This is a genomic window from Paenarthrobacter sp. 2TAF44 (assembly GCF_052114885.1).
Lineage (GTDB): Bacteria > Actinomycetota > Actinomycetes > Actinomycetales > Micrococcaceae > Arthrobacter.
In genome coordinates this window covers 39,758-65,655 of record NZ_JBFRFP010000001.1, presented here as the reverse complement: position 1 = coordinate 65,655, position 25,898 = coordinate 39,758, and the positions used below count along the sequence as shown (strand labels likewise).

The following is a 25,898-nucleotide window of genomic DNA, read 5'->3' as shown; positions in this document are numbered from 1 at the left end:
ACGCCCCCGCTGGGACCCTATTCGAACCGTGAAGGATCGCCCGTTCCACGCCGAACTACTTCTGCCGTGCCGCTGGAGAAATCGATCACCGTGGTGGGCTCCGAACCTGTATCGCCGGAATCGATCACGGCGTCCACTTCGTTGTCCAGCCGCTCCTTGATTTCCCAGCCCTGGGTCAACGGCTCCTCCTGGTCGGGCAGCAGGAGCGTGCTGGAAAGCAATGGTTCGCCGAGCTCCGCCAAGAGCGCCTGAACCACTTTGTGATCCGGGATGCGTACTCCCACTGTCTTCTTTTTCGGGTGGAGCAGGCGCTTGGGAACCTCGCGCGTGGCCGGAAGGATGAAGGTGTAGCTGCCTGGCGTGACGGCCTTGATGCTGCGGAAGACATCGTTATCGATCATCACGAACTGCCCCATTTGGGCGAAATCCTTGCAGACCAGAGTGAAGTGGTGTTTGTCGTCCAACTGCCGGATAGTCCGGATACGATCCAAGGCTTCCCTGTTGCCGATCTGGGCACCCAGTGCGTAGCAGGAGTCGGTGGGGTAGGCGATCAGCCCGCCGCTTTGGAGCATATTAACCACTTGGCTGATGGCGCGTGGTTGGGGATCTTCAGGGTGCACGTCAAAGAATCTGGCCATGCAGAGAGCCTACGTCAAAGCTAGGACAGGATGTCTTTGGTGGAGAACTTCCCGTAGGCCAGCGCGCCACAGACGGCAATATAGCCCGCTTGGAGCAGCGCGTTTTCACCGAACGACGTCCAGGCGATCGGTTGCCGCAGGAGGTCGGCGAAGCCCAGCCAGTGGTGGCTGAACAGCCAGGGATGCAGCCAATCGAGTTGTGGCAGGTTATCCAGGACCTGCGATACCACCGAGAGGACGATGGTCGCCGCCATCGCCCCTACGGGGACATCCGTGAAGGTCGAGATGAGCAGCCCGATCGCAGACAATCCCAGGAGCGAGACCGTGATGTAGGCAGCAATCAGCAAGGATCGCAATACAGACTCGCCTACCCCGATCGTGTCCCCTGAAAGTAGCGTCACGGGACCGATGGGGAAGAACACGACGCCGGCCAAGGCACCCGCCGCTGCGACGGTGGCCGTTGCGGCGCAGCAGAAAGCGACGGCACCGGCGTACTTGATCAGGAGCAGGCGGATACGCCCCGCCGGTGCCAGGAGCAGATAGCGCAATGTGCCGAGGTTGGCCTCTCCGGCGATGGTGTCTCCTGCCACCACTCCGATGGTGAGGGGGAGGAACAGCGGGACACAAACCACCAGGGCTGTCACAGCAACAAAGAGGCCATTCTGGGTGATGCGATCCAAGAATAATGGCCCGCGACCGGGTGTCGCTGGCCGGGACGAGAGCTTGACGGCAAGGGCAATCAGGATCGGAACGGCGGCGAGGGCCACCAGCATTGCCCAGGTCCGGAGGCGACGGAACAGCACGGATAGCTCCGAGCCAAGCAGCGCCCACCCCATCCCTGGACGGACAGCATTGTCATTGGAAGTAGCAGGGGTACCAGTAGTAGGAGTCGCTCCAGCCCTTCCAGCAGTTTCAGCCGACAACGTCGAACCCCTCTCCGGTCAAGGACACGAAGCGCTCCTCCAGGCTTGCGTTCTCCACAGTGAAGCCCCTGACCCTGACGCCATTGGCCACCAACGCGGCAACGATCTCTTCAGGCTTAACGCCGTCCAGCCCGTTTCCCTGGACCACCTCGCGGCCAGGCGCTTCGCCGGGTACCAGACCCAACCGGGCCAGAACACGGGCAGCACGTTCGACGTCGGGCGTTCGCACCAGGACGTGCGCTTGCCCGGCAGAGCGCAGTTCATCCAGCGGTCCTTGGGCTACCAGCCGTCCGGCACTCATCACGCCCACATGGGTGCACATCTGTTCCACCTCGGCCAGGAGGTGGCTGGAAACGAAGACGGTGGTCCCGCCGGCGGCAAGGGAGCGCACCAGGCTTCGCACCTCCCGGGTACCTTGGGGGTCCAGCCCGTTGGTTGGTTCGTCGAGCACCAGCAGTTCCCGCGGCCGGAGCATGGCGTTGGCCAGCCCGAGGCGCTGTTTCATACCCAGCGAGTAGGCACGCACTTTCTTCCCCGCGGCGTGGCTCAGGCCGACGCGGTCCAACGCCTCGTCCACGCGCTGGCGTCGGGTGGAAGAGGATGCATGGCGATCAGCGGAGTCCAACCGCAGCAGATTGGCCGCTCCGGAAAGAAATGGGTAGAAGCCCGGCCCCTCCACCAGCGCGCCGACCTCGGGCAACACCGAGGCCAATTGCTGCGGCATCTCCCTGCCTAGAACCCGTATTTCACCGCTGTTCGCTGAAGCGAGCCCCAGCAAGACCCGGATGGTGGTGGTCTTTCCCGAACCGTTGGGCCCCAGGAAACCGAACACCGCACCACGGGGGACCGCAAGGTCAATGCCATCCACCGCGGAACGGTGCCCAAAGCGCTTCACGAGGCCATGGGTTTCTATGGCAAGGTCAATCGATTGAGCGCCGGGTGCAGTTTCACGGATCTCCGTCACAGGCTGCCGATCATGGGGTGCCGATCATGGTGCCGTCGCGGCTGATTCCAGCCGGTCCAACGGCACCAATCCCGCAAACACGCGGCCGTCGTCGAGAATGAGGACGCTCACCAAGGAGGTAGTCAATGCTCGTCCGCCACTCACGGGTTGCAGGGCCTGGGCGAGTAGCGGGTTCGAGGTGAGTTCGGCGGGCGCCGTTCCAGCCGGCAAACCGATCACGGTGTCCCACCCTTCGCCGGTCACTGAAGGGCTGGGGTGGGGGAGCATCGGCGGGGTTGCTGCGCCCGGTGTGGGGACCAAGGCATCGGGGCTCGGAGCCGGCTCAGTGGGAGCTGGCTCATTGGGGGCTGGGACGGGAGCATCCGGCGCCGGGATGGCAGGATCTTCCATCGTGGGCGGCAACGGCTTCATGGGGACCGGCTTCTCCGTGACAGTGGCACCGGCAGGAGGAGTGAAGGTAAACAGGGCCGCGTCAGGTGTGGAGAAGTTCACGTCTGTATAGGCAAGTGAGTACGCAGGCTCCGGCTGGCCTTTCGCGCGGACCTCGACGCCCAGCGGCAAACCGGTTTCGGAGTCGACGTCGATCGATACAGAATCAACCAAAGTTCCGTCACTGCGCGGCACCAGGCTCAGCCGGTACGCGCTGCGACCCGCCACTGTGGACGCATCTCCCACCGTTACTTTGGTGCTGGAATCAATGGCTGACAAGAAGTGACCGGCCATCGCCTCCGGAGTGGGAATGTCAGGACGGGCTGTTTCGCTTGGCCCGGATCCTCTCCGCTCAGCCTTTGACGGCACAGGGACGCTCAAGTGCGTTACGCTGTTGTCCGCGGAGTTGTAGAACCAGGCATCGCCGCCATTGACCACAAAGTCACGTTCGGCCATCCGGTCCAGGATCTGCAGCCTGGCCTTGAAGGGCCCGTCGAGATAGACCCGCGCTGTGTGCGAGCCTGTGAGCAGCTCAAGAGCCGACGTGGCTCCGGGCACGATTCCCGGGCCAGCCGTGGGAACTTCAGGCAGCCCCAACTCCGCAGTTTGCACCACAGTGCCGGATAAAGCGCGCACCTCGGTACGGGCTATCATCGCCAGGATCTCGTCGGCCGTTTTAGGCGGCAAGGAGACAACTGCGCCGGCCTGGACGGAACCGACAAGCGCCGCCAGTGCCAATGCAAGGGGAATCAGGAGAGCTGGCAACCACCGCTGCCTGGCCCGCGCCATTGCTACCGACCACCACACGTGAGAGGCATGAATCCAGACTACTCCCGTTACCTGAACGCATCATCGGTCCGCTGGGCTGGATGCAGCCTGCACATCCAGCCACGCACCGGTGCGCACTAGGTTGCTGCGCCTACCAGGTTTCGGTGACCTTCAGCAGGCCCCGCGGCGCATCCGGATCATTGCCGCGCTCCACCGACAACTGCAACGCCAGTCGCTGGAGGGGCAGGATCTGCAGGATAGGAGAAAGCTCCTCGGGAACGCCCGCAGGCAAAGGAAGCACCAAACTGCCTGGAAGGGCGGCAGCGGGATCGCCCACCACGCACACGTGCGCCCCCCGGTCCGCAAGTCTGTCCAGGACCGGGCGCATCGCCGCACCTCCGATTCCCTCCGGTACAACTGCAATCACAGGGTGCTGGGAGTCGATCATCGCGAACGGGCCGTGCAGCAGATCCGCGCCAGAGAATGCCTGGGCAGGAAGATAGGAGGTCTCCATGAGCTTCAAGGCGCCTTCCCTCGCCGTGGGGTAGGAATAGCCACGACCCGTAGTGACGATGCGATCCGCAAAGCGGTAACCACCAGCGACCTCCAGCACGGTGTCGTCGGCAAGGACGGAAGCGGCCCACTCTGGAAGGCCCGCGGCGTCGGCGAACGTCCCATCACGCCACGCATCAACCAACAACCACAGGGCCAGAAGCTGCGCCGTGTAGCTCTTGGTAGCAGCAACTGCAGTTTCGCTTCCCGCCCGAATATCCAGATGATGCTCCGCCGCCCCAGCCAGCGCGGACTCCGGCGAGTTTGTCACCGCAACAGTGAGGGCGCCCAGACGGCGAGCTGCCGCCGTCGACTCCACCAGGTCCGGTGAGCCGCCGGACTGGCTAACCGCCAACCACAGCACGCCCTCCAGTTGGGGCGTGGCGCCATAGGCGGTGAGGGTCGACGGCGACGCGAGGCCAACCGGCAGCCCCAAGCTGATTTCAATGAGGTACTTCGCGTACAAAGCCGCATGGTCACTCGTGCCGCGGGCGGCCAGCAGGACAAACCGAGGGCTCGCCTTCTTGATGATGTCCGCCATCGCCACGAACTGGTGGCGACCCGAGTCCAGGAGTCCGGCAAGAACCCGGGGCTGCTCGCCGATCTCATGGGCCATCTTCACGCCGGGAGTATGGTTCGAGACGTCTGGGGAGGTAGGAGTGATCGTCATGGTTCCTGTCTGTTGTTCGAAGGGGCAAAATCTCTGGGAGTCAGGGCTGGATCAGCTGCCGTGCGAGCTTTACGGCCCCGTGCACCGGCGCCTGGCTCAGGATCCTGATCAACGACGGATCATCCACGGCAACCTTGCGGGCAACAGCGCCCGCCAACTGCTGTTGATTGACCAGAAGGCCACCAGCCATCACCAACGGAAGGTCCAATCCGAGCTCGCCCAGTACTTGCCTGGCCAGCGTGGCCAGGGAATGTGCGGCTTCCGCTTGAATCCGCAACGCAGCAGGATCACCTTCAACCGCAAGATCCAGGACCAACGGGGCAAGGCCCGCCCAATGGTCCGGCTCAGGCTTGGCATAGAACAGATCCATGAGCTGCAGCGCGTCCGCGCTCGCAGTCGCAGCCAAAAGGGCGTTGACCATGGTGCCGGGTTCCAGCCCCGCGTAGTACTCCCGCAGGGCCTCCCGAACAGCGTCGCGGACCACGGAATAGCCTCCGCCTTCATCGCCGAGCAAGTAGCCATAGCCTCCGCTGCGCGCTTCCCGTCCCTCCCGGTTCCGGCCCCAAGCTACCGAGCCGGTGCCTGCGACCAGGACCGCTCCGGCGTCGAGGTCTGCTGCGGCGAGGACGATGCGGGTGTCATGGACCACGTCAATCCTGGCGCCGGGAAAATACTCCGTCAGCAGGGCACTCAGGACTGCCCTGCTGGCAGGAGTATCCGCCCCCGCGGCGCCTGCGCAAACCGCTTCGACGCCGTCACCAAGGGCTGCCGCGATCCGCCGCAGCACGGCATCTGCTCCCTGATGACCCACTGAGGACAGGTTGGCGCTCGCCTCAGTGATCTCCAGAGGTGCCCTGCTGGTTACGGCCGCGCCCAGGCCCGAGTGCGAGCTCAGGTCCGAGTCCAGGTCCGAACGGACAGCATGTGTCTTGGAACCTCCAATATGAAGGCCCAACACTGCCGGCGTCATCGGCTAGCCGCCACTTCGGTGATTTCCTGTGGGGGGACCTGCCCGGCTGCCTCAGCCTCCGGCCACTTCCCACGGTTTTCCCAGTACTGCTGTATTTCCTCCAAGGGGCGGCCCTTCGTCTCGGGAGCGAACTTGCGGACAAACATAAAGCCGAGGATAGCCAGAACACCGAACACTGCGAAGGTGCCTGCACCACCCAATCGCTGGAGCATGGTCAGGAAGAAGGCTGCCACCAGGACATTGGCACCTATCGTTTTCGGAGCTTCTCTGCAATTGGTTTAGACCAACCTGAACAAGATTGGCATAGACCAATGACGTTGTCTACAAGTAGGATGTCCAATATGTCCTCCAATGCCACGCCGGCAACGCCCAAGTACTACCTCCTCAAGACCGAGCTGCTTGCCTCGATCGCCGGAGAGCAGCCGGGCACGCTCATTCCCACGGAGCGGGCGCTGGCTGAGAAGTACAAGACGTCCCGCACCACCGTTCGGCAGGCCATTAGCGAGCTGGTTGCAGAAGGGAAACTGGGCCGCATCCAAGGGCACGGCACCTTTGTGGCGCCGCCAAAGATCACCCACGTGCGGCAGCTCACCTCCTTCTCCGACGACGCGAAGAACCAAGGCCTTCGGCCCGACTCGCAGCTTCTGTCCCTTGCAACAGCAAAGGCGGACATCGACGTCGCGGCGCACATGGGGCTCGACGACGGCGCTGTTGTCACCCGGCTTGAGCGAATCCGGTTAATCGACGGCGAACCGCTGGCCCACGAGATCGCCTACCTCCCAGGCAAGCTGCCGCGGTTCAAGGCAAACCTCGAGAAGGCCGGTTCGCTCTATACAGCCCTGGCCGACATGTACGGCATCCACATCTCCGACGTTGAGGACACCGTGGAAACGGCACTTGCCGGGCCCGAGGACGTCCGGCTCCTCGGGATTGAAATGGGGGCGCCGTTGCTGGTGGTCCACCGCCTGGCGCGGGACGCTGCAGGCGTCCCCGTCGAGTGGACGCGCAGCACGTTTCGCGGCGACCGCTTCCGGTTCGTCTCACGTGTGAAGTCCGGCTCCTGAAATGGCCAACTCGCAATCGGGCGAATCCGTAATCCGCCGCGTCGTTCGCTTGGTTGGAGCTTTCGACGACGGCCACCGGACCATGAGTGTGGCAGGTCTTGCCCGCCGGTCCGGGCTCCCCGTCACCACCACGTACCGTTTGGTCGATGAACTGCTCGCGGAGGGGCTGCTGGAAAGGGAAACCAACAGCGAGGTTCGCATAGGTACGCGGCTCTGGGAACTCGTTTCCAGAAGTTCACGGATGGTCGGCCTTCGTGAAGCTGCCCTGCCGTTCATGGAGGACGTCCAGGCGGTGGTGCAGCATTCAACAACGCTGGGAATCCTGGATTCGGATGAAGTCCTGTACATCGAGCGGATCGGCTCCAGGGATTCCATGGTGGATATTACGAAGGTCGCGGGACGCCTTCCGGTGCACGGGACTTCCTCCGGCCTGGTCTTGTTGGCCCACTCTCCGGCGGCATACCAGGACCTCTTCCTGTCACGGCCATTGGAAAAGTTCACGGATGCGACGCTCACCGATCCGGCTGAACTGCGCCGCCATCTGGCAAGCATCCGCCAACGGGGCTTCGCGTCCATGCCCGGAATCATCGTCCCGGAGTCCAGCGGCATCGCCGTTCCCGTCTTTGACCGCTCCAATACAGTGGTGGCAGCCCTTAGCGTCGTCGTACCGCGGAATGAAGAAAATGCCGCCATCCGCGTGCCTGTGTTGATGACGGCGGCCCGCGGCATCTCACGTGCTTTAGGGTGGCGCGGCGAACTAAAACGAACCTTGCGGCAGAGCAACGGCAATATCTGATTCCCGTTCATCGGTAACGTTGTGTTCCCACTCACAGGTCGCTGGAAGAGTGGAGTTCAAGCAGGGCAGCTCGCCCGGCAACCACAATTTTCAGCCCCAACGGGCTATTCCGTGCTGCCCTGCGTCGAATCGATGGTTGAGCAGCCGCAATCCCGCGGCAGGAGGAGTTGTTCATGGAGACTGGAGCGCATCCAATTCCAGCAAGGACGGCACGCCGCGTGGCCGGCAAGGTAGCCGTGGTCACGGGCGGCAGGGGTGACCTGGGCAGCGCAACAGCCCGTTTGCTGGCGGACCACGGGGCAGTGGTCGCCAGCCTGGACCGGGCAGGAACGGGCAGCGGGCCCGGGCACCCGGGAGTTGAGGAGTACGACGTCGATGTCACCGATGAATCGAGCGTCGCCCTGGCTGTCCGGCAAGTAACCACAGACCTCGGCACTCCGGACGTCCTGGTCAACGCTGCCGGCATCATCGGACCAGCGGGAGCCAGCCACACTGCAACCCTTGATGATTTCAACGTCATTTTTGACGTCAATGTCAAAGGCGTATGGCTGATGACCAAGTACGTCGTCCCGGGGATGATCCACAAGAAGTCGGGAAGCATCATCAACTTCTCCTCCATCCACGGAATCACCGGTGGACGCAATGTCCCGCTTTATCACGCCACCAAAGGTGCCGTCCGGCTCCTGAGCAAGTCCGATGCGGCAGCCTACGGCATTCACGGTATCCGGGTGAACTCCATCCACCCGGGTTCCATGAACACCAGGATGAGCCAACGCTCGGCTGAGCAGTCCGATATCGGCCCCGAGGCCTACTACAAGCAGCTCGTGGGCGGAAACCCGCTACCGCGCCAGGGCGAACCGGACGAAATAGCCTACGGAGTCCTCTATCTCGCCTCCGATGAATCCCGTTTCACCACCGGCTCTGAGCTTGTCATCGACGGCGGCTATACAGCTGTCTGACGTTCACGCACCACCGTTTTCCAGAGAGGCATGATCATGAAATTCCTGAACGGCACACGTTCCGATACCTATGACGTCGTAGTGGTTGGTTCCGGTGCAGGCGCTTTGACCGCAGCGGCGACTGCCGCACGCGCCGGCAAGTCCGTCGTCGTGCTTGAAAAGACCCAACTGTTGGGCGGTACGTCCGCAGTGTCCGGCGGGATGCTGTGGGTGGCTGACAACCACCATGCCCGTGCGGCCGGGCTAAGCGATTCCAAGAACGACGCCGCCCGCTACGTCCGGGCCGTCGCCCGGGGCCGAGGCAGGGAAGAACTGCTGGATGCCGCGTTGAACTACGGGGACGCGATGCTCCGCTTCACCCAGGACGAATGCGGACTACGCTTCATCTTCCTGGAGAACTTTCCGGACTATCGTCAGGATCTCCCCGGATCCGTCACAGGCGGCAGGACAGTTGAACCGGAGCTCTTCAACATCCGTGAAGCACTTGGCGGGCTGGCAGAGCATGTCCGCTCCGACGGCCGGGCACCTTTCACCATGCAGGAATACGAAACGTGGGGTGCTTTCACCAAATTTCCTTGGGAGAAGCTCAGCCAGCGGCAAGAGGACGGCCTCGTGGCCAAGGGCCAGGCCCTCATCGCGATGTTGCTGGCCAGCTTGGTCCGCGACGGTGCCTCGTTGGTGGTCGGTGCGCGCGGTGATCGATTGTTGCACGACGACGGCAGGGTAGTGGGCGTAAGGCTCGAGTCGGGTGAGGCTTTCCACGCTAATGACGGCGTTGTCCTGGCCACCGGCGGTTTCGAATGGGACAAGGCCTTGGCGGACTCGCTCCTGGCATCGCGCTTGTACATTATGTGCTCGCCCCCTTCGAATACGGGAGACGGACTCAGGATGGCCCAGCGGATCGGGGCACAAACCCGCGGAACCCGGGAGGCGTGGTGGGCTCCCATGTCCATCACGGGGGATACACGGGATGGCGCGCCCATTGGCACACTGCTCCGGTTCGAACGGCAGGGACCGGGCTCGCTCATGGTGAACCGCCACGGGCGTCGGTTCGCCAACGAGGCCCAAAACTACAACGACCTCGCCCGATGCCTGCAGTCGTGGGATTCGCCCAACAACCAGACCTTGAACACCCCTGCACACGCGGTGTTCGATCACAGCTACCTGGAGCGGTACGGTGTGCTGGCGCACCGGGCGGGCCAGCCGACGCCGGCCTACCTGATCGAGGCTCCCACGCTGGTGGAACTGGCCGGAAAGATCGGCGTCCCTGCGGAGAATCTGGCAGCCACGGTCCAACGCTTTAACGAATTCGCAGTCAAAGGCGAAGACCCTGACTTCGGCCGTGGCGAAAGCGCCTACGACAAGTACTGGGGCGACGACGACTGCCCGTGGCCCAACCCCTCCTTGGGGCCTTTACAAACTGGTCCGTTCTACGCCATGGAGGTAGTCAACGGTGCCTTCGGCAGCAACGGAGGCGTAGCCACTGATGGTCTCGCCCGGGTTCTGGACGTGGACGGGCAACCCATCTCCGGGCTGTTCGCTGCCGGAAATACCACGGAAAATGCTTACGCTGCCGGCTACCCCGGAGCGGGCGCAACCCTGGGCCCCATAATGACCATGGGATACCTGGCGGGCAGGACTCTTGCGAACCAAACGGCAGAATATGAAGGTCTCCCGGCCGAGGTAGCGTCATGATCCGCCATACGGTCTTGTTCAAGTTCAAACCTGACTTCCCAGCGCTGGACAAAGCCGCCTGGATCGAAGGCCTTGACCGGATGGCCGGCAATGTTCCTGGGCTATTGACACTCACCCACGGCCCGGACATCCTCCAGCACGGGCGTTCCTTCGACTACGCCATTGTGGCCGATTTCAACGCCGTGGAAGACATCGAGGTCTACAACACCCACCCCTTGCATGAGCCCCTGAAGAAGTACTCGTTCCCCAACAGCGAGCAGATCATCGCCGTTGATTTTCAGTTGTAAGCCCGGTCTGCCATTCAAAGGAGAATCGCTATGTTAAGCACCACCCGGCAGCCCCAAGCGCTGCGTAAGACCCCACGAAAAGCCGCACTCGCCTCTTTTCTGGGAAGCACCCTGGAGTACTACGACTTCTTCATCTACGGTTCGGCTGCCGCCCTGGTTTTCGGCCCGTTGTTCTTTCCGTCCGAGGACCCTGCAATGGGACTCATCGGGGCATTCGCTACCTTTGGAGTCGCGTATGTTGCCCGCCCGGTAGGCGGCATGGTCATGGGACACTTCGGCGACAAGCTGGGCCGGAAGAAGGTCCTGCTCATCACCCTGGGGGTGATGGGCACCGCGTCCCTGGGCATCGGTTTCCTGCCCAGCTACAGCCAGATCGGCATTTGGGCGCCAATCCTGCTGGTGATTGGTCGGCTTGCACAAGGCTTCTCGGCCGGTGGGGAATCGGCGGGCGCCTCTACCCTGACCTTGGAACACTCCCCGGAGGGCCGCCGTGGCTTCTTCACCAGTTTTGTGATGACCGGCTACGCCTCCGGAATGGTCCTCGCAACCCTCGTGTTCATCCCAATAGCTGCGTTGCCCACTGAAGCACTCATGAGCTGGGGTTGGCGCATTCCATTCTGGTTGTCCATCGTGGTCCTGGCCATCGCCTACTGGGTGCGCACACATTTGGACGAGACGCCGGTATTCGAGGAAGCAAAGGACCGCCAGGCTGTAGCACCCATGCCGATCCGCGAGGTCCTGCGCTTCCAGTCCGGGGATGTGATCAGGGTAGTGGGCATGTCCATCATGTCCGTCATGCAAACCATTTTCACGGTGTTCGGCCTGTCCTACGCCACAGGATCGGCGGGCTTTGACAAAGCATCGATCCTGACGGTGAACGCCGTAGCCATTGGTTTGTCGATGTTCGTGATGCCTTTGGCTGCGAAGCTCTCTGACAGGGTGGGGCGCAGGCCGCTTCTCCTGACGGCTGCCCTCGGCTGCTCGGTCACGATCTTCGCCTATTTCGCCGCGTTGTCCACCGGCAACATCATGCTGGTCTTTGCTGCAGCATTTGCCAACATGACGCTGCTCTATTCCTGCTTCAACGGCATCTGGCCAGCCTACTTCGCCGAGCTGTTCGCTTCACCGGTCCGTTATTCCGGCATGGCTTTGGGAAACCAGCTTGGTTTGGTGGTGGCTGGATTTGGCCCGCTGATCGCCGGACTCCTCCTGGGTAAGGGCCACGACGGCTGGCTACCGGTAGCGGGCTTCGCGGTCCTCTGCATGCTCATCGCCGCAGTGGCAGCTTTCTTCTCCCGGGAGACGGCAAGAACGCCCATTGACGAGCTCGGCTCGCCGTACTGGCTTGGGGTGGCCGCTAGGAAACAGTAACCATCGCGCTTCCCTCCAGGGTGCGGCGCACGAACTCCGCGCTTGGTTCCGCGTAGGCCTCCACAATCCGTTTGAACAGCGCAGTGCCTTCGGCCCCGGGCCAGTCTTCAGGCAGGAATGTGCCGGGCAGCCCGGGGTCGAGGTACGGGATGATCCGCCAGCGGTCGATGCATTGGACGTACCTGGCCAAGGCCCCCTGGGTCGCTCCGATCACGCCGCTGTCCGGTTCAGGCACCGCGGCGCCGTGCTCCCGGATGAAATCCTTGTGCAGCTCCGCCACCGAATCCAAATCCCACCAAGCTGACGCAGCCTCCTGGAGGGTGCCGCCCACCAGTGGGGTTTGCGTGACGAAGAGGGTTGCCATCCCTCGGAGTCCGAGGTCGGCAAGGATTTCCTCCACCTCGCCGCGAAGGGTATCCGGGCAAATCCACAAGCCGGCGGCCACAGTCCCGCACCCAATCCAGTGGAGCCTTCGCCGCAGCTGATGGCGCTTCTCCCGCTCGGTCTCCGGAATCGAAAAGGACACCAGGCACCATGGATCGGACGGTGACATGCTGATGGGGTTGTAAATGCGGCGGTCGCCGCGGGCCAGCATGGTGGCCGCGCCCTCGGTCAGGGTGAATCCGGGTATCCCGTCGCGCGTCTCCTGCAGCACCACGTCCTTCTTCCGGAGGCGGCCCAGGGCCGTCCGGGTCACTGTCCCGGATGTGCCCAGGGCCTCCATGAGGACGACGATGTCCTTGGCCGACATCCATCCGCCGGCTTCCCGCAAGTACAGGCCGATGACTGTTCGCAGCAACGATGTGGTACTCCCGGGACGGGAGTCCATATCGTCAAGGACGGCACTCACAGCAGTTCGGCGAGGGCGTCGCGGATAGCGGTCACTCCCAGCTCAACCTCGGCGTAGCTTGTGCTCAAGGGAGAGAGGCCGATGCGCAGACCATGCGGGGGACGGAAGTCAGGGATGACGCCCTGCTCCCACAGTTTGGCTGTGACGTCGGCAAAGAGCGGGTGGTCCACCGTGATGTGCGAGCCACGCTCGGCAGCGTCGCGGGGGCTCACGATTTCCACGCCAAGTGGCACCAGGAGTTCTTCGGCCAGGGCAATCGCGTACTCCGTGAGTTTGACGGACTTCTCCCGGACCGCATCCATGCCCACGGAGGCGATCAGTTCCACCATGTCCTTGATTGGCTGCATGGCAAGAACCGGAGGAGTACCCGTGATGAACCGGCGGATTCCCTCTGCGGGGCGGTAGGAATCCGTCATGCCAAACGGATTGTCCGCCCCCATCCAGCCCCAAATTGGCTGCTGGAGCGCGTCTTGCCGTGAGGCGTTGACATATGCGAACGCGGGGGAGCCCGGACCACCGTTGAGGTACTTGTAGGTGCAGCCGACGGCCAGGTCAACGTCCCAAGCATCAAGTTCCAACGGCACGGAACCTACGGAATGGCACAGGTCCCAGAGCATGAGGGCACCGGCAGCATGTACTTTGCCGGTGATTGCCTTCGCGTCTGCAAGGAACCCCGAGCGGTAAGCCACATGGCTAAGAACCACGACGGCGGTCCGCTCGCCCAGGAGCCCGTCGAGATCCGCGGCACGGACGCCGCTGGAGGGGTTGGCCGCGATCCATTTGATGCTTGCCCCGCGTTCTTTGGCGATCCCTTCGATGATGAAGCGATCCGTGGGGAAGTTGTCGCGGTCAATGATGATCTCGTCACGCCCTGGCTGGGCATCTACCGCTGCCCGAATCAGCTTGTAGAGCATGACCGACGTCGAGTCGCCCACAGTGACCTGCCCGGGCGCCGCACCAAGCGCCACTTCGCCAATGCGGTCGCCAACGCGGGTAGGCTCATCCATCCATTGTTCGTCCCAGCCGCGGATCAGGCGGCTGCCCCAGGCGTCCTGGACAAACGACTGCAGGCTGGCAGCAGTTACCTTCAACGGGCGTCCGAGTGAGTTGCCGTCCAGATAAGAGGTGAGCTGTCCGGCGTCGGGCGTGTAGAAGGCCTCACGCTGGGCGGCGAGCGGATCTGCGGCGTCCAGTTCGGCCGACGTTGGCCATTGGGTCTGCTGAGCGGTAGTCATGGTTCCCTCCTGGGGAGTAGTGGCCGGAAGTTTGCTAGTTGCCGATCTCAGTACGGACGGCGTACAGCTCGGGGAAGAAGGTGAGATCAAGGGCACGTTTGAGGAAGTCCACACCTGAAGAGCCGCCGGTGCCCACCTTGAACCCGATGGTCCGCTGGACCGTGCGCAGGTGGCGGAACCGCCAGGCCTGGAAGTTGTCTTCGACGTCCACCAGGTCTTCGCACGCCTCGTACAGTCCCCATTGGGTATCGTCCGATTCGTAGATCTTCTGGAAGACGGGCACCAGATCCTTGCGGAAGGTCCACGGCTCGCTGGTGTCCCGCTCAAGGATGTCTGCCGGAATGTCATATCCGGCGCGGGCAAGCACCGCCAGGAAGGCGTCATACAGCGTGGGCTCTTCCAGCAGCCTGCTGAGCAGCGCATGTGCCTCGGGGTCGCTTTCGAAGACCCGCAGCATGCCACGGTTCTTGTTGCCCAGCAGGAATTCAACGCCACGGTATTGGTACGACTGGAAACCTGAGGAACTGCCCAGGAAGCCGCGGAACTGAGCATACTCGCGAGGTGTGAGCGTACCCAGGACCGACCACTGTTCGGTCATGGTGCGCTGGATGGCCTTGACGCGGGCGATGCACTTGAGTGCCTTGCCAAGGTTGTCAAGGTCAAAGAGCCTGCGGGCTTCCAGCAGCTCATGAAGGACCAGCTTGAGCCAAAGCTCGCTGGTCTGGTGCTGGATGATGAACAGCAGTTCGTCGTGGTGCTCCGGCTGGCTGAGCGGATGCTGGGAGCTGAGCAGGTGGTCCAGGTCCAGGTAGCCGCCATAGGACATCGCATGCCGGAAATCGGTGCGGACAGAGTCTTCAATGTGGCGGACACTTTGGGGGGAATGGACTGGGGGCTTTTCCATACCTTCGAGATTATCACTTCCATGACGAACGTCAAGAGAATGATTTGGTTTGTATGTTCTTCCCCTGAAGTTCTCCGCCGTACCGTACGCTGGGCTTGATACACCGGAACCTGGGGGAAGGGAGGACGGCCATGGCCTCCAACATGCCGGTGTCCATATATTTGGACGTCGACGGCGTGGTGAACCCGTTCGGGCCCCAAGGCGTCACTGATTGGGGCGGCGAGTGGAAAATCGCCGACGCCGGCATCCTTGACGTCGCGTTCGCGCCGGAGGCAGTGGCCGAACTGAACGAGATCTCGGAGCATCCCCTCGCCCGTTTTGTTTGGCTTACCACCTGGGAACGCCTTGCCCCGGAGTTCCTCTGCCCTGCCATTGGACTGAAGGGCGAGGACTGGCCTGTCCTCTCCAGCCAGGGCTGGGACCAAAGCCCGGAATGGTGGAAACTGGGCGCGCTCCAGAAGGACCTGGCCGCGATTGGGGCTGAACGCTTCGTATGGCTGGATGACCAACTTGGCCAAGAGTCAGACGCCCGTTCCTGGGCCGAATACCACGAGGATCGTGTGCTTTGCATCTCACCGGATCCGCGTAAGGGACTCTCCCGCTGCGATCTTGCCGCGGTCCGGACCTTCCTCGGTTGAGCGAAGCGCCGGTAAATGTTTGTCGGCTCGGTGGTTGGCACGTAGGATTCAAAAGGTTTCAAGCCCGCCGGATAGAGTGCGGCAAGTCCAGTCAGTTGAACATTGGCTGAACTATGCTGTGCATGGCAGGTACGGGGAAGTGGAACTGCTGAACGTCGACTCTGCAGATTGGGCAACAGGTGGAAATCACCTTCATGGTCGCGCTTGTCATAGCGTTGGCCCTATTCTTTGACTTCACCAACGGCTTTCACGACACAGCCAATGCGATGGCTACGCCTATCGCTACGGGGGCGATCAAGCCCAAGACGGCGGTTGCCCTCGCTGCCGTGCTCAACCTTGTTGGGGCGTTCCTATCAACTGAAGTGGCAAAAACCATTTCCGGTGGACTCATCCGGGAAGGCTCGGACGGTATCCACATCACGCCGGACATCATCTTTGCCGGCCTGATGGGTGCAATCCTCTGGAACATGGTCACCTGGCTCAAGGGCCTGCCCTCCAGTTCCTCCCACGCACTGTTCGGCGGCCTCATCGGCGCCGCCGTGGTGGGTATCGGAGTACACTCCATCAACTTTGAAACAGTGCTGCAGAAGGTGATCCTGCCAGCTGTCTTCGCACCACTCATCGCCGGCGCCGTGGCATACCTTTGCACGCGCCTGGCCTATGCGCTGACGTCCCGCCATGACCCGGAAACGGGCGACAAGCTCACGCAGAAACGCGGCGGTTTCCGGACCGGCCAGATCTTCACTTCCAGCCTCGTTGCCCTCGCGCACGGCACCAATGATGCCCAGAAGACCATGGGCATCATCACCCTGGTTCTCATCGCAGCAGGTACGCAGGCGCCTGGATCCGGTCCCCAGTTCTGGGTCGTGACCGCCTGTGCCCTGGCCATCGCTATCGGTACGTACGCCGGCGGATGGCGCATCATCCGCACCATGGGTTCGGGCTTGACCGAAGTGAAGCCTGCTCAAGGATTCTCGGCGGAGACCAGCACGGCCTCCGCCATCCTGGCTTCTTCCCATTTGGGGTTCGCGCTCTCCACCACGCAGGTCGCCTCCGGCTCGGTCATTGGCTCCGGCTTAGGCCGAAAGGGCACCTCCGTGCGCTGGGGCACTGCGGGCAAGATCGCTTTGGGTTGGCTGTTTACCCTTCCGGCGTCGGCAATCGTGGGTGGACTCACCGCACTCCTGGTGAATATCGGCGTCGTGGGTGTGGTCATCGCCGCGGTCGTCGGTAGCGCCGCCGTCGTCTTCATGTTTGTTGCCTCGCGTAAATCCCATGTCGGCCACCACAACGCAGTGGAAGTCGAAGAGGCCGGCCACGCCGTGAAGTTCAGCAAGAAGAAGAAAACCCGAAAGTCCGTCAACAACAAGGATGTGCAGCGATGAAGTGGCTGGAATTGCTTCAGGTTGCCGGCGTCACGCTCGTTGCTGCCGTGACACTGGTGGTCCTTTACTCCCTGGGAGTACGCCTCACCGCAATTGCAGGTGACGCCCAGCAGAAGTCGCCTGGACTCATCCGTTCCCTGGCCGTCGTATGTTTCGGCGTTTGCGGACTGGCCGTGCTGTTCGGCATCTACTTGATCGTGCCCTACTTCGGAAAGTAACGGCCTCTCTGGCAGCAAAGTCCTTTCGGGAGAATAATCAGCAGTGAAGTTACATCACTGCGTGATTGTGATCCGGCAGATGTGGGGCTGTCATGAAGTGCCATTCCCGAAGCCATCTCATCGGACTGGCGCTGGTTCCGGTCCTGATGCTGGCACTTTCTGCCTGCGTTCCCAACGTTGGCTCACCAAGTAGTCCTTCTCCCAATCCGGCATCTCCCGCCACCACCGCAACAGCACCAGCGGTTCCCACCGCCGTCGATCCCACTGCCGGGCAGCCCGCTGGTCCGGCCGGACCTGGAGCACCACAAGCAGAAGCGCCCGTGGTGCGCTGGGTACCCATTGGACCGGTGGGCCCCAACGATCCCACCTCGGGTCAGCGGTATCTCCTGCTGCAGCAATTCCAATGCGATGCCCTCGCCCAGAGCCTGGAAGGTGCGGAAGATGCTGCCGTGTGGCAGGCCGGCGCCGCTGTCTGCAAGGCACTTCAAAGCGGTGCCCAGCAGGACTGGCAGCGGGCTTCGAACGCCGTTGCAGCAACACCGCGCATACCGCAGACCCAGTGTCTTGAGTTCACGGTGGCCGCAACGTCAGCCTCTGCGATCGCCCAACACCGCAGCAACCCGGGAGTTCCACTAAAGCCTCAGACCGCCCCGGGTGAAGCTTGCCCTCGGCACTTGAGCGGCCTCACGGTGGTAGACAACGACCTGAGGCCAGTGGCCGGCACAGCACGTGCCTCCGGCCCCCGATCAGGCGGAACGATCGTCAGGCTGGATGGCTATTACGTGAGGGTTGGGGACATCTTGTTCGACGGCGTCCCGGCCTCTCCCGAAATAGTTGCCGGAGGAGGCGATTACGAAACCCTGTACCTGAGGATGCCGCCGTCCGACGGCCGCGACTCCGTCCGCATTTCCATCACGGACACCGTGGACATCAGTGGAACGGTGACGTTCTTCTATGAAGACTCCACGCCCACCAGCACGGGCCCGGGTGGAACGCCTGGAACCCGGCCAAGTGATGGACCCACGCAGAGCGGCCCGCCAACCATTCCTTCCTTTGGTGCCTCCCCAACGGCAACTCCATGAGCGTCCCCCAGGAGTCCGCTGCCTCACAGGAGCCCGCTGCGTCACAAGAAGCCGAGGAGCGGAGCCTGGTCAACAACCGCTGGCAGCGGACCCTGGACGTCCTCTCCGTCATTGGTCCGCCCCTGACTGTCGCCACAGCCTTGTTGGTCTACTTCGGCTGGGCACGTACGGATGCCCAGGCAAAGGCCATGGGCCTGGACGTCAGCCTGTTTGGCTACACGGTGCAGGACTTTATCCTGCGGAGTATCCAGTCGCTGTTCCAGCCGTTGGCCTGGCTCGTGGTGATCGGGTTGTTATGGCTCATGGTGGATAGGCTGGTTTCCCGACTCCTGGGCGCCGCTCGCTACCGGACGCTTCTGCGAAGAGCCGCCCTGGTGGTGCTGGTTCTCGGCTTCGCCTACGCGGCCGCGATGTGGGTGGCGATCGTGACCCAGCCGGAACGGATCCTGCTCTATGCACCTTTCCTCATCGCCGCCGGCCTGCTGGTTGGGGCATGGGGACTGAGCGTGCGCCGGCGGGCCGCCGATCCGGCCCAACGGGGACTCCGCGCCACCACTCCGCGCTCGCTCGAGAGATCCCTGGTGTTTGTCCTGGTCACCCTGCTTCTTTTCTGGGGTACCTCTGATTACGCGCAAGCCCTTGGGCGGGGCGCAGCCATCGATTACCAGGAACGGTCCAGTCTGCTTCCAACAGCCGTGGTGTACAGCAAGGAGCGGTTGGCCGTGACAGCGCCCAACGTCCATGAGGAGTCAGCTGGTACAGATGCCGTGCCGCTGTACCGGTACACAGGCCTGAGGCTGCTGGTGGTCAGCGGCGGAAGAATCTTTCTGCTGAACGACGGATGGACGCTTGCCCAGGGCCGGGTGGTGGTACTCCGCGATGATGGCAGCGTCCGCGTGGAGTATGGGAACGCCAACGCCAACTGACTAGTCTGGGGCCATGTCGATCTTCCAGTACTACGTTGCCTCCACCGTCGACGGCTTCATTGCTTCTCCCGACGACGACCTCGGCTGGCTCCTGCAATTCGACCAGGTTGAAGGCGTGAGCGGCAGTTATGAGTCCTTCTTCGCAGGTGTGGGTTGCATAGCGATGGGCGGCGAGACCTACCGTTGGCTCATGGAGCACGAGCCCGGCAAGTGGCCGTACCCGGACACCCCTTGCTGGGTATTCACCCATCATGAATACTCAGCTCCGAGTGGTTCCAACGTCACCTTTGTCCGTGGGGATGTCCGCGAGTTCGCCCCGGACCTCCTCGCCGACGCCGGAGACAAGAACGTCTGGCTGGTGGGCGGCGGGGACCTCGTGGCCCAGTTCGCCAACGCCGGATTGCTCCACGAGATGATCGTCACCATCATCCCCGTTGTACTCGGCGCCGGTAAGCGGCTGTTGCCGCTCAAGGGCCCGACGGCGCCACTTGAGTTGCTCTCCTCGCGCATCCTTGGCGGGGCCGCGGCTGAACTGCATTACCGCATGCCGCCGCAGTAGCTGCTCAGTCAGTGACGGTTGTTGCGGATCATGTTGGTAATCCGGGCAGTTGAAAGCCTCCGGCCTTTTTCGTCCGTGATAACGATCTCGTGCGTGGCCAACGTCCCGCCCAGGTGGATCGCCGTACACGTGCCGGTTACCGTTCCGCTGGCGATGGAGCGGTGATGCGTTGCGCCGACTTCGATTCCCACAGCGTGCCGCCCTCTGCCGGCGTGAAGCGACGCAGCAAATGAGCCCAGGGTTTCCGCCAGGACCACGTGGGCTCCGCCGTGAAGGATGCCGGCTACTTGCGTGTTCCCTTCCACAGGCATGGTTGCCACAGTGCGTTCGGCACTGAGCTCGGTAAACCGAATACCCATTTTCACCACAAGGGAGCCAACGCCATGCCCGGAAAGCCACTCATGGAACTCTTCGGGCACACCTGCCTCGTTCAGCTCGTCGACAAACCGGTTCGGCGTGAAATTGTCCATCATGCCAACTAGGCTGGCACCTGTGAGTGAAACAACCAAACCGGACCAGGTTCCAACGGCCCAAGCTGCTGCCATTGCAACAGCACCCACCCCCTCTTCCACCGCTTCGTCCAGCACCACGGGGGAGGGCCGGCCCAGGTTGCTGGTCCTAGATGGCCATTCCATGGCGTTCCGGGCCTTCTACGCCCTCCCCGCTGAGAACTTCTCTACTGCCAGAGGCCAGTACACCAACGCCGTGCATGGGTTCACCTCCATGCTCATCAACCTGATCAAGGAACAGAAGCCCACGCACGTCGCCGTCGCGTTTGATGTCTCTGACGACACCACCTTCCGCAAGGCCGAGTACAGCGAGTACAAGGGCGGCCGTAACGCGACGCCGGCGGAGTTCCAGGGCCAAATCGCCCTCATCGCGAGGGTCATGGAGGCGTGGGGTATCAAGACCATTGCTCTGCCCGGCTACGAAGCTGATGACATCCTGGCCACCCTTGCTGCCCAGGCGGATGCCGCCGGCTTTGAGGTCCTCCTGGTCTCCGGGGACAGGGACTCCTTCCAGCTCATCAACGACAACGTCTTTGTGCTCTATCCCAAGCAGGGCGTGAGCAACATCCCCAAACTGGATGCAGCGGCCATCGAAGAGAAGTACTTCGTCAAGCCCGCGTTGTATTCGGACTTGGCTGCCCTGGTGGGCGAATCGGCGGACAACCTTCCGGGCGTACCCGGCGTGGGGCCAAAGACCGCCGCCAAGTGGATCAACCTCTACGGTGGCCTGGAGGGCATCCTGGAGAACCTTGACGCCATCGGTGGCAAGGTGGGCGGAGCGCTCAAGGAGAACCTTGAGAACGTCAAACGGAACCGCAGGCTGAACCAGCTGCTGACAGACCTCGAACTGCCCGTCAGGCTCGAGGACCTCCACGAGCCGCGCCCCGACCGACAGGCCATCGAGGAACTGTTCGAGGAGCTGGAATTCCGTACGCTCCGCCCCCGGCTCTTCGATCTCTACGGCGACGACACCACCGGTGCTGCCCCGGACACCATCGAAGCCCCCGAGTTTGCCATACTCCAGGAAGCCGCTGAGCTTGAGGCCTTCTTCAACGCCGGTTCCGGCACTCGTTCCGCGATAGCCATCCAGCCTGTCCAGGGCCGTATCGGCGAGGATGCCAGCGCGTTGGCTGTGGTCCGGAACAATGGCGCTGCCTACATCGAGCTCAGCGGGCTGGATTCCGCAGCCGAGTCGGCGCTGGCCAGCTGGCTCCGGGACCCTGAAGAAGCCAAGGTGGTGCACGAGTTCAAGGCCGCGCTCAAGGCCCTGCACAACCGTGGTCTGGGGCTGGAAGGCGTTGTGGATGACACGTCGATTTCCGGATACCTGATCCAGCCGGACCGCCGTAGCTACGACCTCCCGGAGCTCGCCCAGGTCCACCTCAAGATCTCCTTGGGCGTTTTGACCGCATCCGCCGGGCAGTTGGAGCTGGACCTCACGGGAGGCAGCGACCAAGCCGCGGCCGCAGCGCTCGTCCAGCAGGCCGCCGTCGTGCATGCCCTCAGCAAGCACTTCGAAACGGAACTTGCCGGTATCAAAGCCGACGCCCTGCTGACCACGCTGGAGCTTCCGGTGTCCCGCGTCCTGGCGCAGATGGAACTGACCGGTATCTATGTCTCCACGGATCGCATGGACGAACAGCTTGCGGACCTCACCAAGGTGATCGAGAACGCCCAGGAACAGGCGTTTGCGGCAATCGGTCATGAGGTAAACCTGGGATCACCCAAGCAGCTCCAGACCGTCCTGTTCGAGGAACTTGGACTTCCCAAGACCAAGAAGATCAAGTCCGGCTACACCACCGACGCCGCATCCCTGAAGGGCTTGCTGGAAAACACCGGCCACGAGTTCCTGGTGCAGCTCATGGCCCACCGCGAATCCTCAAAGCTCGCCCAGATGGTGGAAACCCTCAAGAAGTCCGTCGCGGATGACGGGCGCATCCACACCACCTACGCGCAGAACATCGCCGCCACGGGCAGGATCTCCTCAAACAACCCCAACCTGCAAAATATCCCGGTGCGCAGTGAAGAAGGCCGCCGGGTCCGCGGGATCTTCGTGGTCAGCGAGGGGTATGAATGCCTTCTGTCTGCTGACTACTCACAGATTGAAATGCGCATTATGGCCCACCTCTCCGGTGACGAGGCGCTGATCCAGGCCTACAGGGATGGCGAGGACCTGCACCGCTTCGTGGGCTCGCGGATCTTCAATGTCCCTCCTGCCGAGGTCACCAGCGCGATGCGCTCCAAGGTGAAGGCGATGTCCTACGGCCTGGCTTACGGGCTGACCTCGTTTGGCCTCTCAAAGCAGCTGGAGATTTCGGTGGATGAGGCCAGGACGCTGATGAAGGACTACTTCGATCGCTTCGGCGGTGTGCGTGACTATCTCAGGGGCGTTGTGGACCAGGCGAGGGTGGACGGTTACACGGCCACCATTGAAGGTCGCCGCCGTTACCTCCCGGACCTCACCAGCACCAATCGTCAGGCCCGGGAAGCAGCCGAGCGCATTGCGCTTAATTCGCCCATCCAGGGTTCCGCCGCCGACCTCATCAAGCGGGCAATGCTGGGCGTCTCAGCCGAACTTGCGAGCCAGGGCTTGAAATCGCGGATGCTCCTCCAAGTCCACGACGAACTCGTCCTCGAGGTGGCACCGGGAGAGCGCGACGCCGTCGAAAAACTGGTCGTAGAGCAAATGGGGACTGCTGCTGAGCTGTCTGTCCCGTTGGACGTCCAGCTCGGCGTAGGGTCCAGCTGGTACGAGGCCGGCCACTAGTAGCCCGCACGTTCGAAAGGATCGCCGGAGGGCGCGCCGCCTTGATGGTGGCGCGCCCTCCGGCCTCTGGCTAGGCTCGGGGGCGTGGCTGATCCCAATGAAAGTTATTCCGAAACGAACTCCGCCGAGAAATATGCCGATCAATACAGGCTTCAACAATTCCCTGCTACTGCTGATCGTGAGGACCCTGCCTACTCCCGCTGTGCCGCATGGGTCCAGGCAGTCTCGCACGGCTTCCACCAGCACAGGCGTGACGACGAGTACATCGCCAAGACCCTGGCGGCCTACCGCACAGACCAGCGTGAATTGACCGGGGTGTACATCAACGGAGACGTTCCCGAGCACGCTCTGGGCGTCGAGGTCCCGGTGGCCACGTACGGCACCATGCGCAAATCCCTGAATATCGGGTTTGGCCGACAACTGGAATCAAACCTGGTGACCAACGTGACTGTCCGTGGAACGCACCGGCGCAAAGGGCTGCTCCGGGGCATGATCACCGTTGACCTTGCCGGCGCAAAGGACGATGGTCTCGCCATGGCAGCGCTGACCGCCTCAGAGGGGTCCATCTACGGCCGCTTCGGTTTTGGCGTGGCTACCTTTGAACGCAGCATCAAGGTCGACACCGGCCCTCGTTTCCGCCTCAAGGGGTTGGCGACAGGAACGGTTGAGGTGGCTGACCCCCGCGTGCTCCTGGAGGTTGCGCCACAGATCTTCGGCCACGTCCAGCGTGCGACTCCTGGCTCAGTAGACCGCCAAGAGTACTATCGCTTGCTGGCTTCCGGAGCGATCGGCCATGACGGAAAGCCTGACACCGGTGTCAGAAGCGCCCTGCACTACAACGCCTCCGGATCACTGGACGGCTACGTTTCCTATCGTTTCAAGGGCTGGGATGCCAAGCCCTACACCATGGAAATCGTGGACCTCGTTGCTGGTACCAATGCGGCCTATCTCGATCTCTGGCGCTTCCTTGGGAGCATCGATCTCATTGACCAGGTGACGTGGGCCGAGGCCCCCGTGGACGATCCGCTGACCTGGGCCTTACAAGATCCCAGATGCATCGACTCCTCGGATGTTCGGGACATGTTGTGGCTACGGATCCTGGACGTTCCGGCAGCGCTGGCCGCCCGACGGTATCCGGTTGCCGGAAAGCTCGTCATGGAAGTCTCGGATACACTTGGTCTGGCTGGTGGCACATGGTCGTTGGAGGCCGACGGCGGTGCTACCGCGGCCGTCACCGAGGCATCCGGCCAAGAACCTGATCTCCGCATGGATGTCGCAGATCTCGCGTCCATCTATCTTGGTGCTGTGTCCCCAGTGACGCTCACTGCTGCCGGGCGGATGAGCGAAGGCAAGCCCGGTGCCGCGTTCGCAGCCCAGCAGCTTTTTGCTGTGGAACGGCCGGCGCACTGCCTCACGCACTTCTAAAAAGCACTTCCGGAAACAAGTACTTTTACAAGCGACTCACATACTCAATAGACAAGGACATCCATGGGGGATTCCAAGCGGCGGCCGTTGGCCGGCCGGCGTTCGGTGCTGCTTGGAATGGCGGGGCTGGCAACTGCAGCTCTGGCGGCTTGCGCGGACAACGGGAGAGGGGCGCTCCCGGACGCCGCCGGACCAGGGCAGATGGCCCCTGGTAGTCCCTCAAATGGGCCCGGGGTTGTCCCACCAAACGGACCCGGGGCCGGCCCTGCGACGCCACCGCCCTCCATCGCCGCGCTGTCCAGTGAGCAAGCTGCTGCTGCCCTCGCCGCCAAGCCCGGCAGCGGTGAGGGAGGCAGCGGCGACGCAGGCGACCAGAGTCCAGTGCCGCCGTCGAGCGCTCCCGCATTGCCAGCCGCCATCCCAGGCAAGCCGCAGATCCTGGCAGAATTTGGATCCCTGCGGCCGCAGGAGTGGGGCCTTCACGTGACGGGTGTGGTGAACAATTCGGCATCCCGGCATGTGGCCCTCACGTTCGATGCCTGCGGCGGCCCAGGCGGAACCGGCTGTGACCACAAGCTGCTCAAGTCACTTCGCAGCCTCAACGTCCCCGCCACACTTTTCATTAACAGCCGTTGGATTAACGCCAACAAGTCACTTGCCGCGGAACTGGCCGCCGACCCCCTGTTCGAGCTCTCGAACCACGGCACACTTCACCTGCCCTTGTCAGTCAATGGCAAGTCCGCTTACGGCATAGCCGGAACGGCAAACCCTGCGGCAGTGTACGAGGAATTGATGGGCAACCAGGCCCTCATGCATGAGTTAACCGGGGTTTCCCCGCGCTTCTTCCGGCCAGGAACGGCGTTCTACGATGACGTCGCTGCCAGCATGACCCGCAGACTGGGGATGCTGCCAGTCAACTTCACGATAAACGGCGACGGCGGGGCCACCTTTGCGCCGGCTACCGTCGCCGGGGAAGTGGCCAAGGCAGGGGCGGGAGACATCGTCATCTCGCACTTCAACAGGCCGGGCGCGGGAACTGCAGAGGGTTACGCGAGGGCTTTGCCTCGCTTGCTGGACCGGGGGGTTACGTTCGCGCGACTCGGAGACGTCCTGCCTGTATGAACGCCTTTGCTGATCCTGCCGGAGTCCTTTTGACCCTGCTTTGCAGATACGACTAGAATAAACGGGCGTGTACTACGTGCATGCGTCCATTTTGTATTAATCCACAAATCAGGATGACCCGGTATTTTGCCGTGTTCTGCCGTCCGGACCCGGGCGGCAGCGGTTTGCCTGACCGACTAACTATCCACAACG

At 62.6% G+C, this 25,898-nt stretch carries 26 protein-coding genes; 15 read left to right on the top strand and 11 right to left on the bottom strand.

Annotated features, from left to right (window positions below):
• Nucleotides 1-17 precede the first annotated feature (17 nt).
• From AB4Z15_RS00290 to AB4Z15_RS00260, 7 genes are all read right to left on the bottom strand, one after another.
• Complete coding sequence (locus AB4Z15_RS00290; RefSeq protein WP_442015512.1) at nucleotides 18-638, bottom strand: L-threonylcarbamoyladenylate synthase; 621 nt, start codon at nucleotides 636-638, stop codon at nucleotides 18-20.
• Between the two features lie 20 nt (nucleotides 639-658).
• Nucleotides 659-1,474 carry an ABC transporter permease gene (locus tag AB4Z15_RS00285; RefSeq protein ID WP_442015904.1) on the bottom strand — a complete coding sequence of 272 codons (816 nt, stop codon included), beginning with the start codon at nucleotides 1,472-1,474 and terminating at the stop codon, nucleotides 659-661.
• Between the two features lie 76 nt (nucleotides 1,475-1,550).
• Entirely contained in the window at nucleotides 1,551-2,525 is a 975-nt protein-coding gene (locus tag AB4Z15_RS00280) for an ATP-binding cassette domain-containing protein (RefSeq protein WP_442015511.1), read from the bottom strand.
• A 24-nt stretch (nucleotides 2,526-2,549) separates the two neighbouring features.
• A complete protein-coding gene (locus tag AB4Z15_RS00275) occupies nucleotides 2,550-3,719 on the bottom strand; it encodes a DUF2092 domain-containing protein (protein WP_442015510.1) in 1,170 nt (389 codons plus the stop codon).
• Between the two features lie 154 nt (nucleotides 3,720-3,873).
• Nucleotides 3,874-4,944: an SIS domain-containing protein gene (locus tag AB4Z15_RS00270; RefSeq protein WP_442015509.1), complete on the bottom strand. Its 1,071-nt coding sequence runs from the start codon at nucleotides 4,942-4,944 to the stop codon at nucleotides 3,874-3,876.
• Nucleotides 4,945-4,984: 40 nt separating this feature from the next.
• Complete coding sequence (locus AB4Z15_RS00265; RefSeq protein ID WP_442015508.1) at nucleotides 4,985-5,914, bottom strand: N-acetylglucosamine kinase; 930 nt, start codon at nucleotides 5,912-5,914, stop codon at nucleotides 4,985-4,987.
• Nucleotides 5,911-6,147: an MFS transporter gene (locus AB4Z15_RS00260; RefSeq protein ID WP_442015507.1), complete on the bottom strand. Its 237-nt coding sequence runs from the start codon at nucleotides 6,145-6,147 to the stop codon at nucleotides 5,911-5,913. Before AB4Z15_RS00260 ends, AB4Z15_RS00265 begins: the two co-directional genes overlap by 4 nt.
• 99 nt (nucleotides 6,148-6,246) lie before the next feature.
• Here AB4Z15_RS00260 and AB4Z15_RS00255 point away from each other — a divergent pair, with 99 nt between their 5' ends.
• From AB4Z15_RS00255 to AB4Z15_RS00230, 6 genes are all read left to right on the top strand, one after another.
• Nucleotides 6,247-6,978, top strand: a complete 732-nt coding sequence (locus tag AB4Z15_RS00255) for a GntR family transcriptional regulator (protein WP_442015506.1) — start codon at nucleotides 6,247-6,249, stop codon at nucleotides 6,976-6,978.
• A 1-nt stretch (nucleotide 6,979) separates the two neighbouring features.
• On the top strand, nucleotides 6,980-7,774 hold the full coding sequence (locus tag AB4Z15_RS00250; RefSeq protein WP_442015505.1) for an IclR family transcriptional regulator: 795 nt from the start codon (nucleotides 6,980-6,982) through the stop codon (nucleotides 7,772-7,774).
• A 173-nt stretch (nucleotides 7,775-7,947) separates the two neighbouring features.
• Nucleotides 7,948-8,733, top strand: coding sequence for an SDR family NAD(P)-dependent oxidoreductase (locus AB4Z15_RS00245; RefSeq protein WP_442015504.1), 786 nt, complete (start codon nucleotides 7,948-7,950; stop codon nucleotides 8,731-8,733).
• A gap of 36 nt (nucleotides 8,734-8,769) precedes the next feature.
• Complete coding sequence (locus AB4Z15_RS00240) at nucleotides 8,770-10,428, top strand: FAD-dependent oxidoreductase (RefSeq protein ID WP_442015503.1); 1,659 nt, start codon at nucleotides 8,770-8,772, stop codon at nucleotides 10,426-10,428.
• Entirely contained in the window at nucleotides 10,425-10,715 is a 291-nt protein-coding gene (locus tag AB4Z15_RS00235) for a Dabb family protein (protein WP_442005424.1), read from the top strand. Before AB4Z15_RS00240 ends, AB4Z15_RS00235 begins: the two co-directional genes overlap by 4 nt.
• Nucleotides 10,716-10,745: 30 nt before the next feature.
• On the top strand, nucleotides 10,746-12,086 hold the full coding sequence (locus AB4Z15_RS00230) for an MFS transporter (RefSeq protein WP_442015502.1): 1,341 nt from the start codon (nucleotides 10,746-10,748) through the stop codon (nucleotides 12,084-12,086).
• On the opposite strand, the gene AB4Z15_RS00225 is transcribed toward AB4Z15_RS00230, so the two are convergent.
• From AB4Z15_RS00225 to kynA, 3 genes are read right to left on the bottom strand one after another with little or no spacing between them, the layout of a single operon-like run.
• A complete protein-coding gene (locus AB4Z15_RS00225) occupies nucleotides 12,073-12,936 on the bottom strand; it encodes a PaaX family transcriptional regulator (RefSeq protein WP_442015501.1) in 864 nt (287 codons plus the stop codon). The two genes, AB4Z15_RS00230 and AB4Z15_RS00225, sit on opposite strands and share 14 nt — an antisense overlap.
• Nucleotides 12,933-14,171 carry a kynureninase gene (kynU, locus tag AB4Z15_RS00220; RefSeq protein WP_442015500.1) on the bottom strand — a complete coding sequence of 413 codons (1,239 nt, stop codon included), beginning with the start codon at nucleotides 14,169-14,171 and terminating at the stop codon, nucleotides 12,933-12,935. Before kynU ends, AB4Z15_RS00225 begins: the two co-directional genes overlap by 4 nt.
• Nucleotides 14,172-14,205: 34 nt before the next feature.
• On the bottom strand, nucleotides 14,206-15,075 hold the full coding sequence (gene kynA / locus AB4Z15_RS00215) for a tryptophan 2,3-dioxygenase (RefSeq protein ID WP_442005420.1): 870 nt from the start codon (nucleotides 15,073-15,075) through the stop codon (nucleotides 14,206-14,208).
• 131 nt (nucleotides 15,076-15,206) lie between these two features.
• On the opposite strand from kynA, the gene AB4Z15_RS00210 reads away from it, so the two are divergent.
• From AB4Z15_RS00210 to AB4Z15_RS00185, 6 genes are all read left to right on the top strand, one after another.
• A complete protein-coding gene (locus AB4Z15_RS00210) occupies nucleotides 15,207-15,713 on the top strand; it encodes an HAD domain-containing protein (protein WP_442015499.1) in 507 nt (168 codons plus the stop codon).
• A 179-nt stretch (nucleotides 15,714-15,892) separates the two neighbouring features.
• The gene (locus AB4Z15_RS00205) at nucleotides 15,893-17,098 is read left to right on the top strand and encodes an anion permease (protein ID WP_442015498.1); all 1,206 of its coding nucleotides are present in this window, start codon (nucleotides 15,893-15,895) and stop codon (nucleotides 17,096-17,098) included.
• Nucleotides 17,095-17,316 (top strand): hypothetical protein, encoded by a 222-nt coding sequence (locus AB4Z15_RS00200; RefSeq protein ID WP_442005417.1) that lies wholly within the window; start codon nucleotides 17,095-17,097, stop codon nucleotides 17,314-17,316. Before AB4Z15_RS00205 ends, AB4Z15_RS00200 begins: the two co-directional genes overlap by 4 nt.
• Nucleotides 17,317-17,408: 92 nt before the next feature.
• Entirely contained in the window at nucleotides 17,409-18,398 is a 990-nt protein-coding gene (locus AB4Z15_RS00195) for a hypothetical protein (RefSeq protein ID WP_442015497.1), read from the top strand.
• Nucleotides 18,395-19,324, top strand: coding sequence for a hypothetical protein (locus tag AB4Z15_RS00190; protein WP_442015496.1), 930 nt, complete (start codon nucleotides 18,395-18,397; stop codon nucleotides 19,322-19,324). The genes AB4Z15_RS00195 and AB4Z15_RS00190 overlap by 4 nt, the downstream gene beginning before the upstream one ends.
• A 13-nt stretch (nucleotides 19,325-19,337) precedes the next feature.
• Nucleotides 19,338-19,883: a dihydrofolate reductase family protein gene (locus AB4Z15_RS00185; RefSeq protein WP_442015495.1), complete on the top strand. Its 546-nt coding sequence runs from the start codon at nucleotides 19,338-19,340 to the stop codon at nucleotides 19,881-19,883.
• Between the two features lie 8 nt (nucleotides 19,884-19,891).
• Here AB4Z15_RS00185 and AB4Z15_RS00180 read toward each other — a convergent pair whose 3' ends face one another.
• Nucleotides 19,892-20,356, bottom strand: a complete 465-nt coding sequence (locus AB4Z15_RS00180; protein ID WP_442005413.1) for a hotdog fold thioesterase — start codon at nucleotides 20,354-20,356, stop codon at nucleotides 19,892-19,894.
• A 160-nt stretch (nucleotides 20,357-20,516) separates the two neighbouring features.
• On the opposite strand from AB4Z15_RS00180, the gene polA reads away from it, so the two are divergent.
• From polA to AB4Z15_RS00165, 3 genes are all read left to right on the top strand, one after another.
• The gene (polA, locus tag AB4Z15_RS00175) at nucleotides 20,517-23,159 is read left to right on the top strand and encodes a DNA polymerase I (RefSeq protein WP_442015903.1); all 2,643 of its coding nucleotides are present in this window, start codon (nucleotides 20,517-20,519) and stop codon (nucleotides 23,157-23,159) included.
• A gap of 84 nt (nucleotides 23,160-23,243) precedes the next feature.
• On the top strand, nucleotides 23,244-24,584 hold the full coding sequence (locus AB4Z15_RS00170) for a GNAT family N-acetyltransferase (protein WP_442015494.1): 1,341 nt from the start codon (nucleotides 23,244-23,246) through the stop codon (nucleotides 24,582-24,584).
• A 63-nt stretch (nucleotides 24,585-24,647) separates the two neighbouring features.
• Nucleotides 24,648-25,706, top strand: coding sequence for a polysaccharide deacetylase family protein (locus AB4Z15_RS00165; protein WP_442015493.1), 1,059 nt, complete (start codon nucleotides 24,648-24,650; stop codon nucleotides 25,704-25,706).
• Nucleotides 25,707-25,898 lie beyond the last annotated feature (192 nt).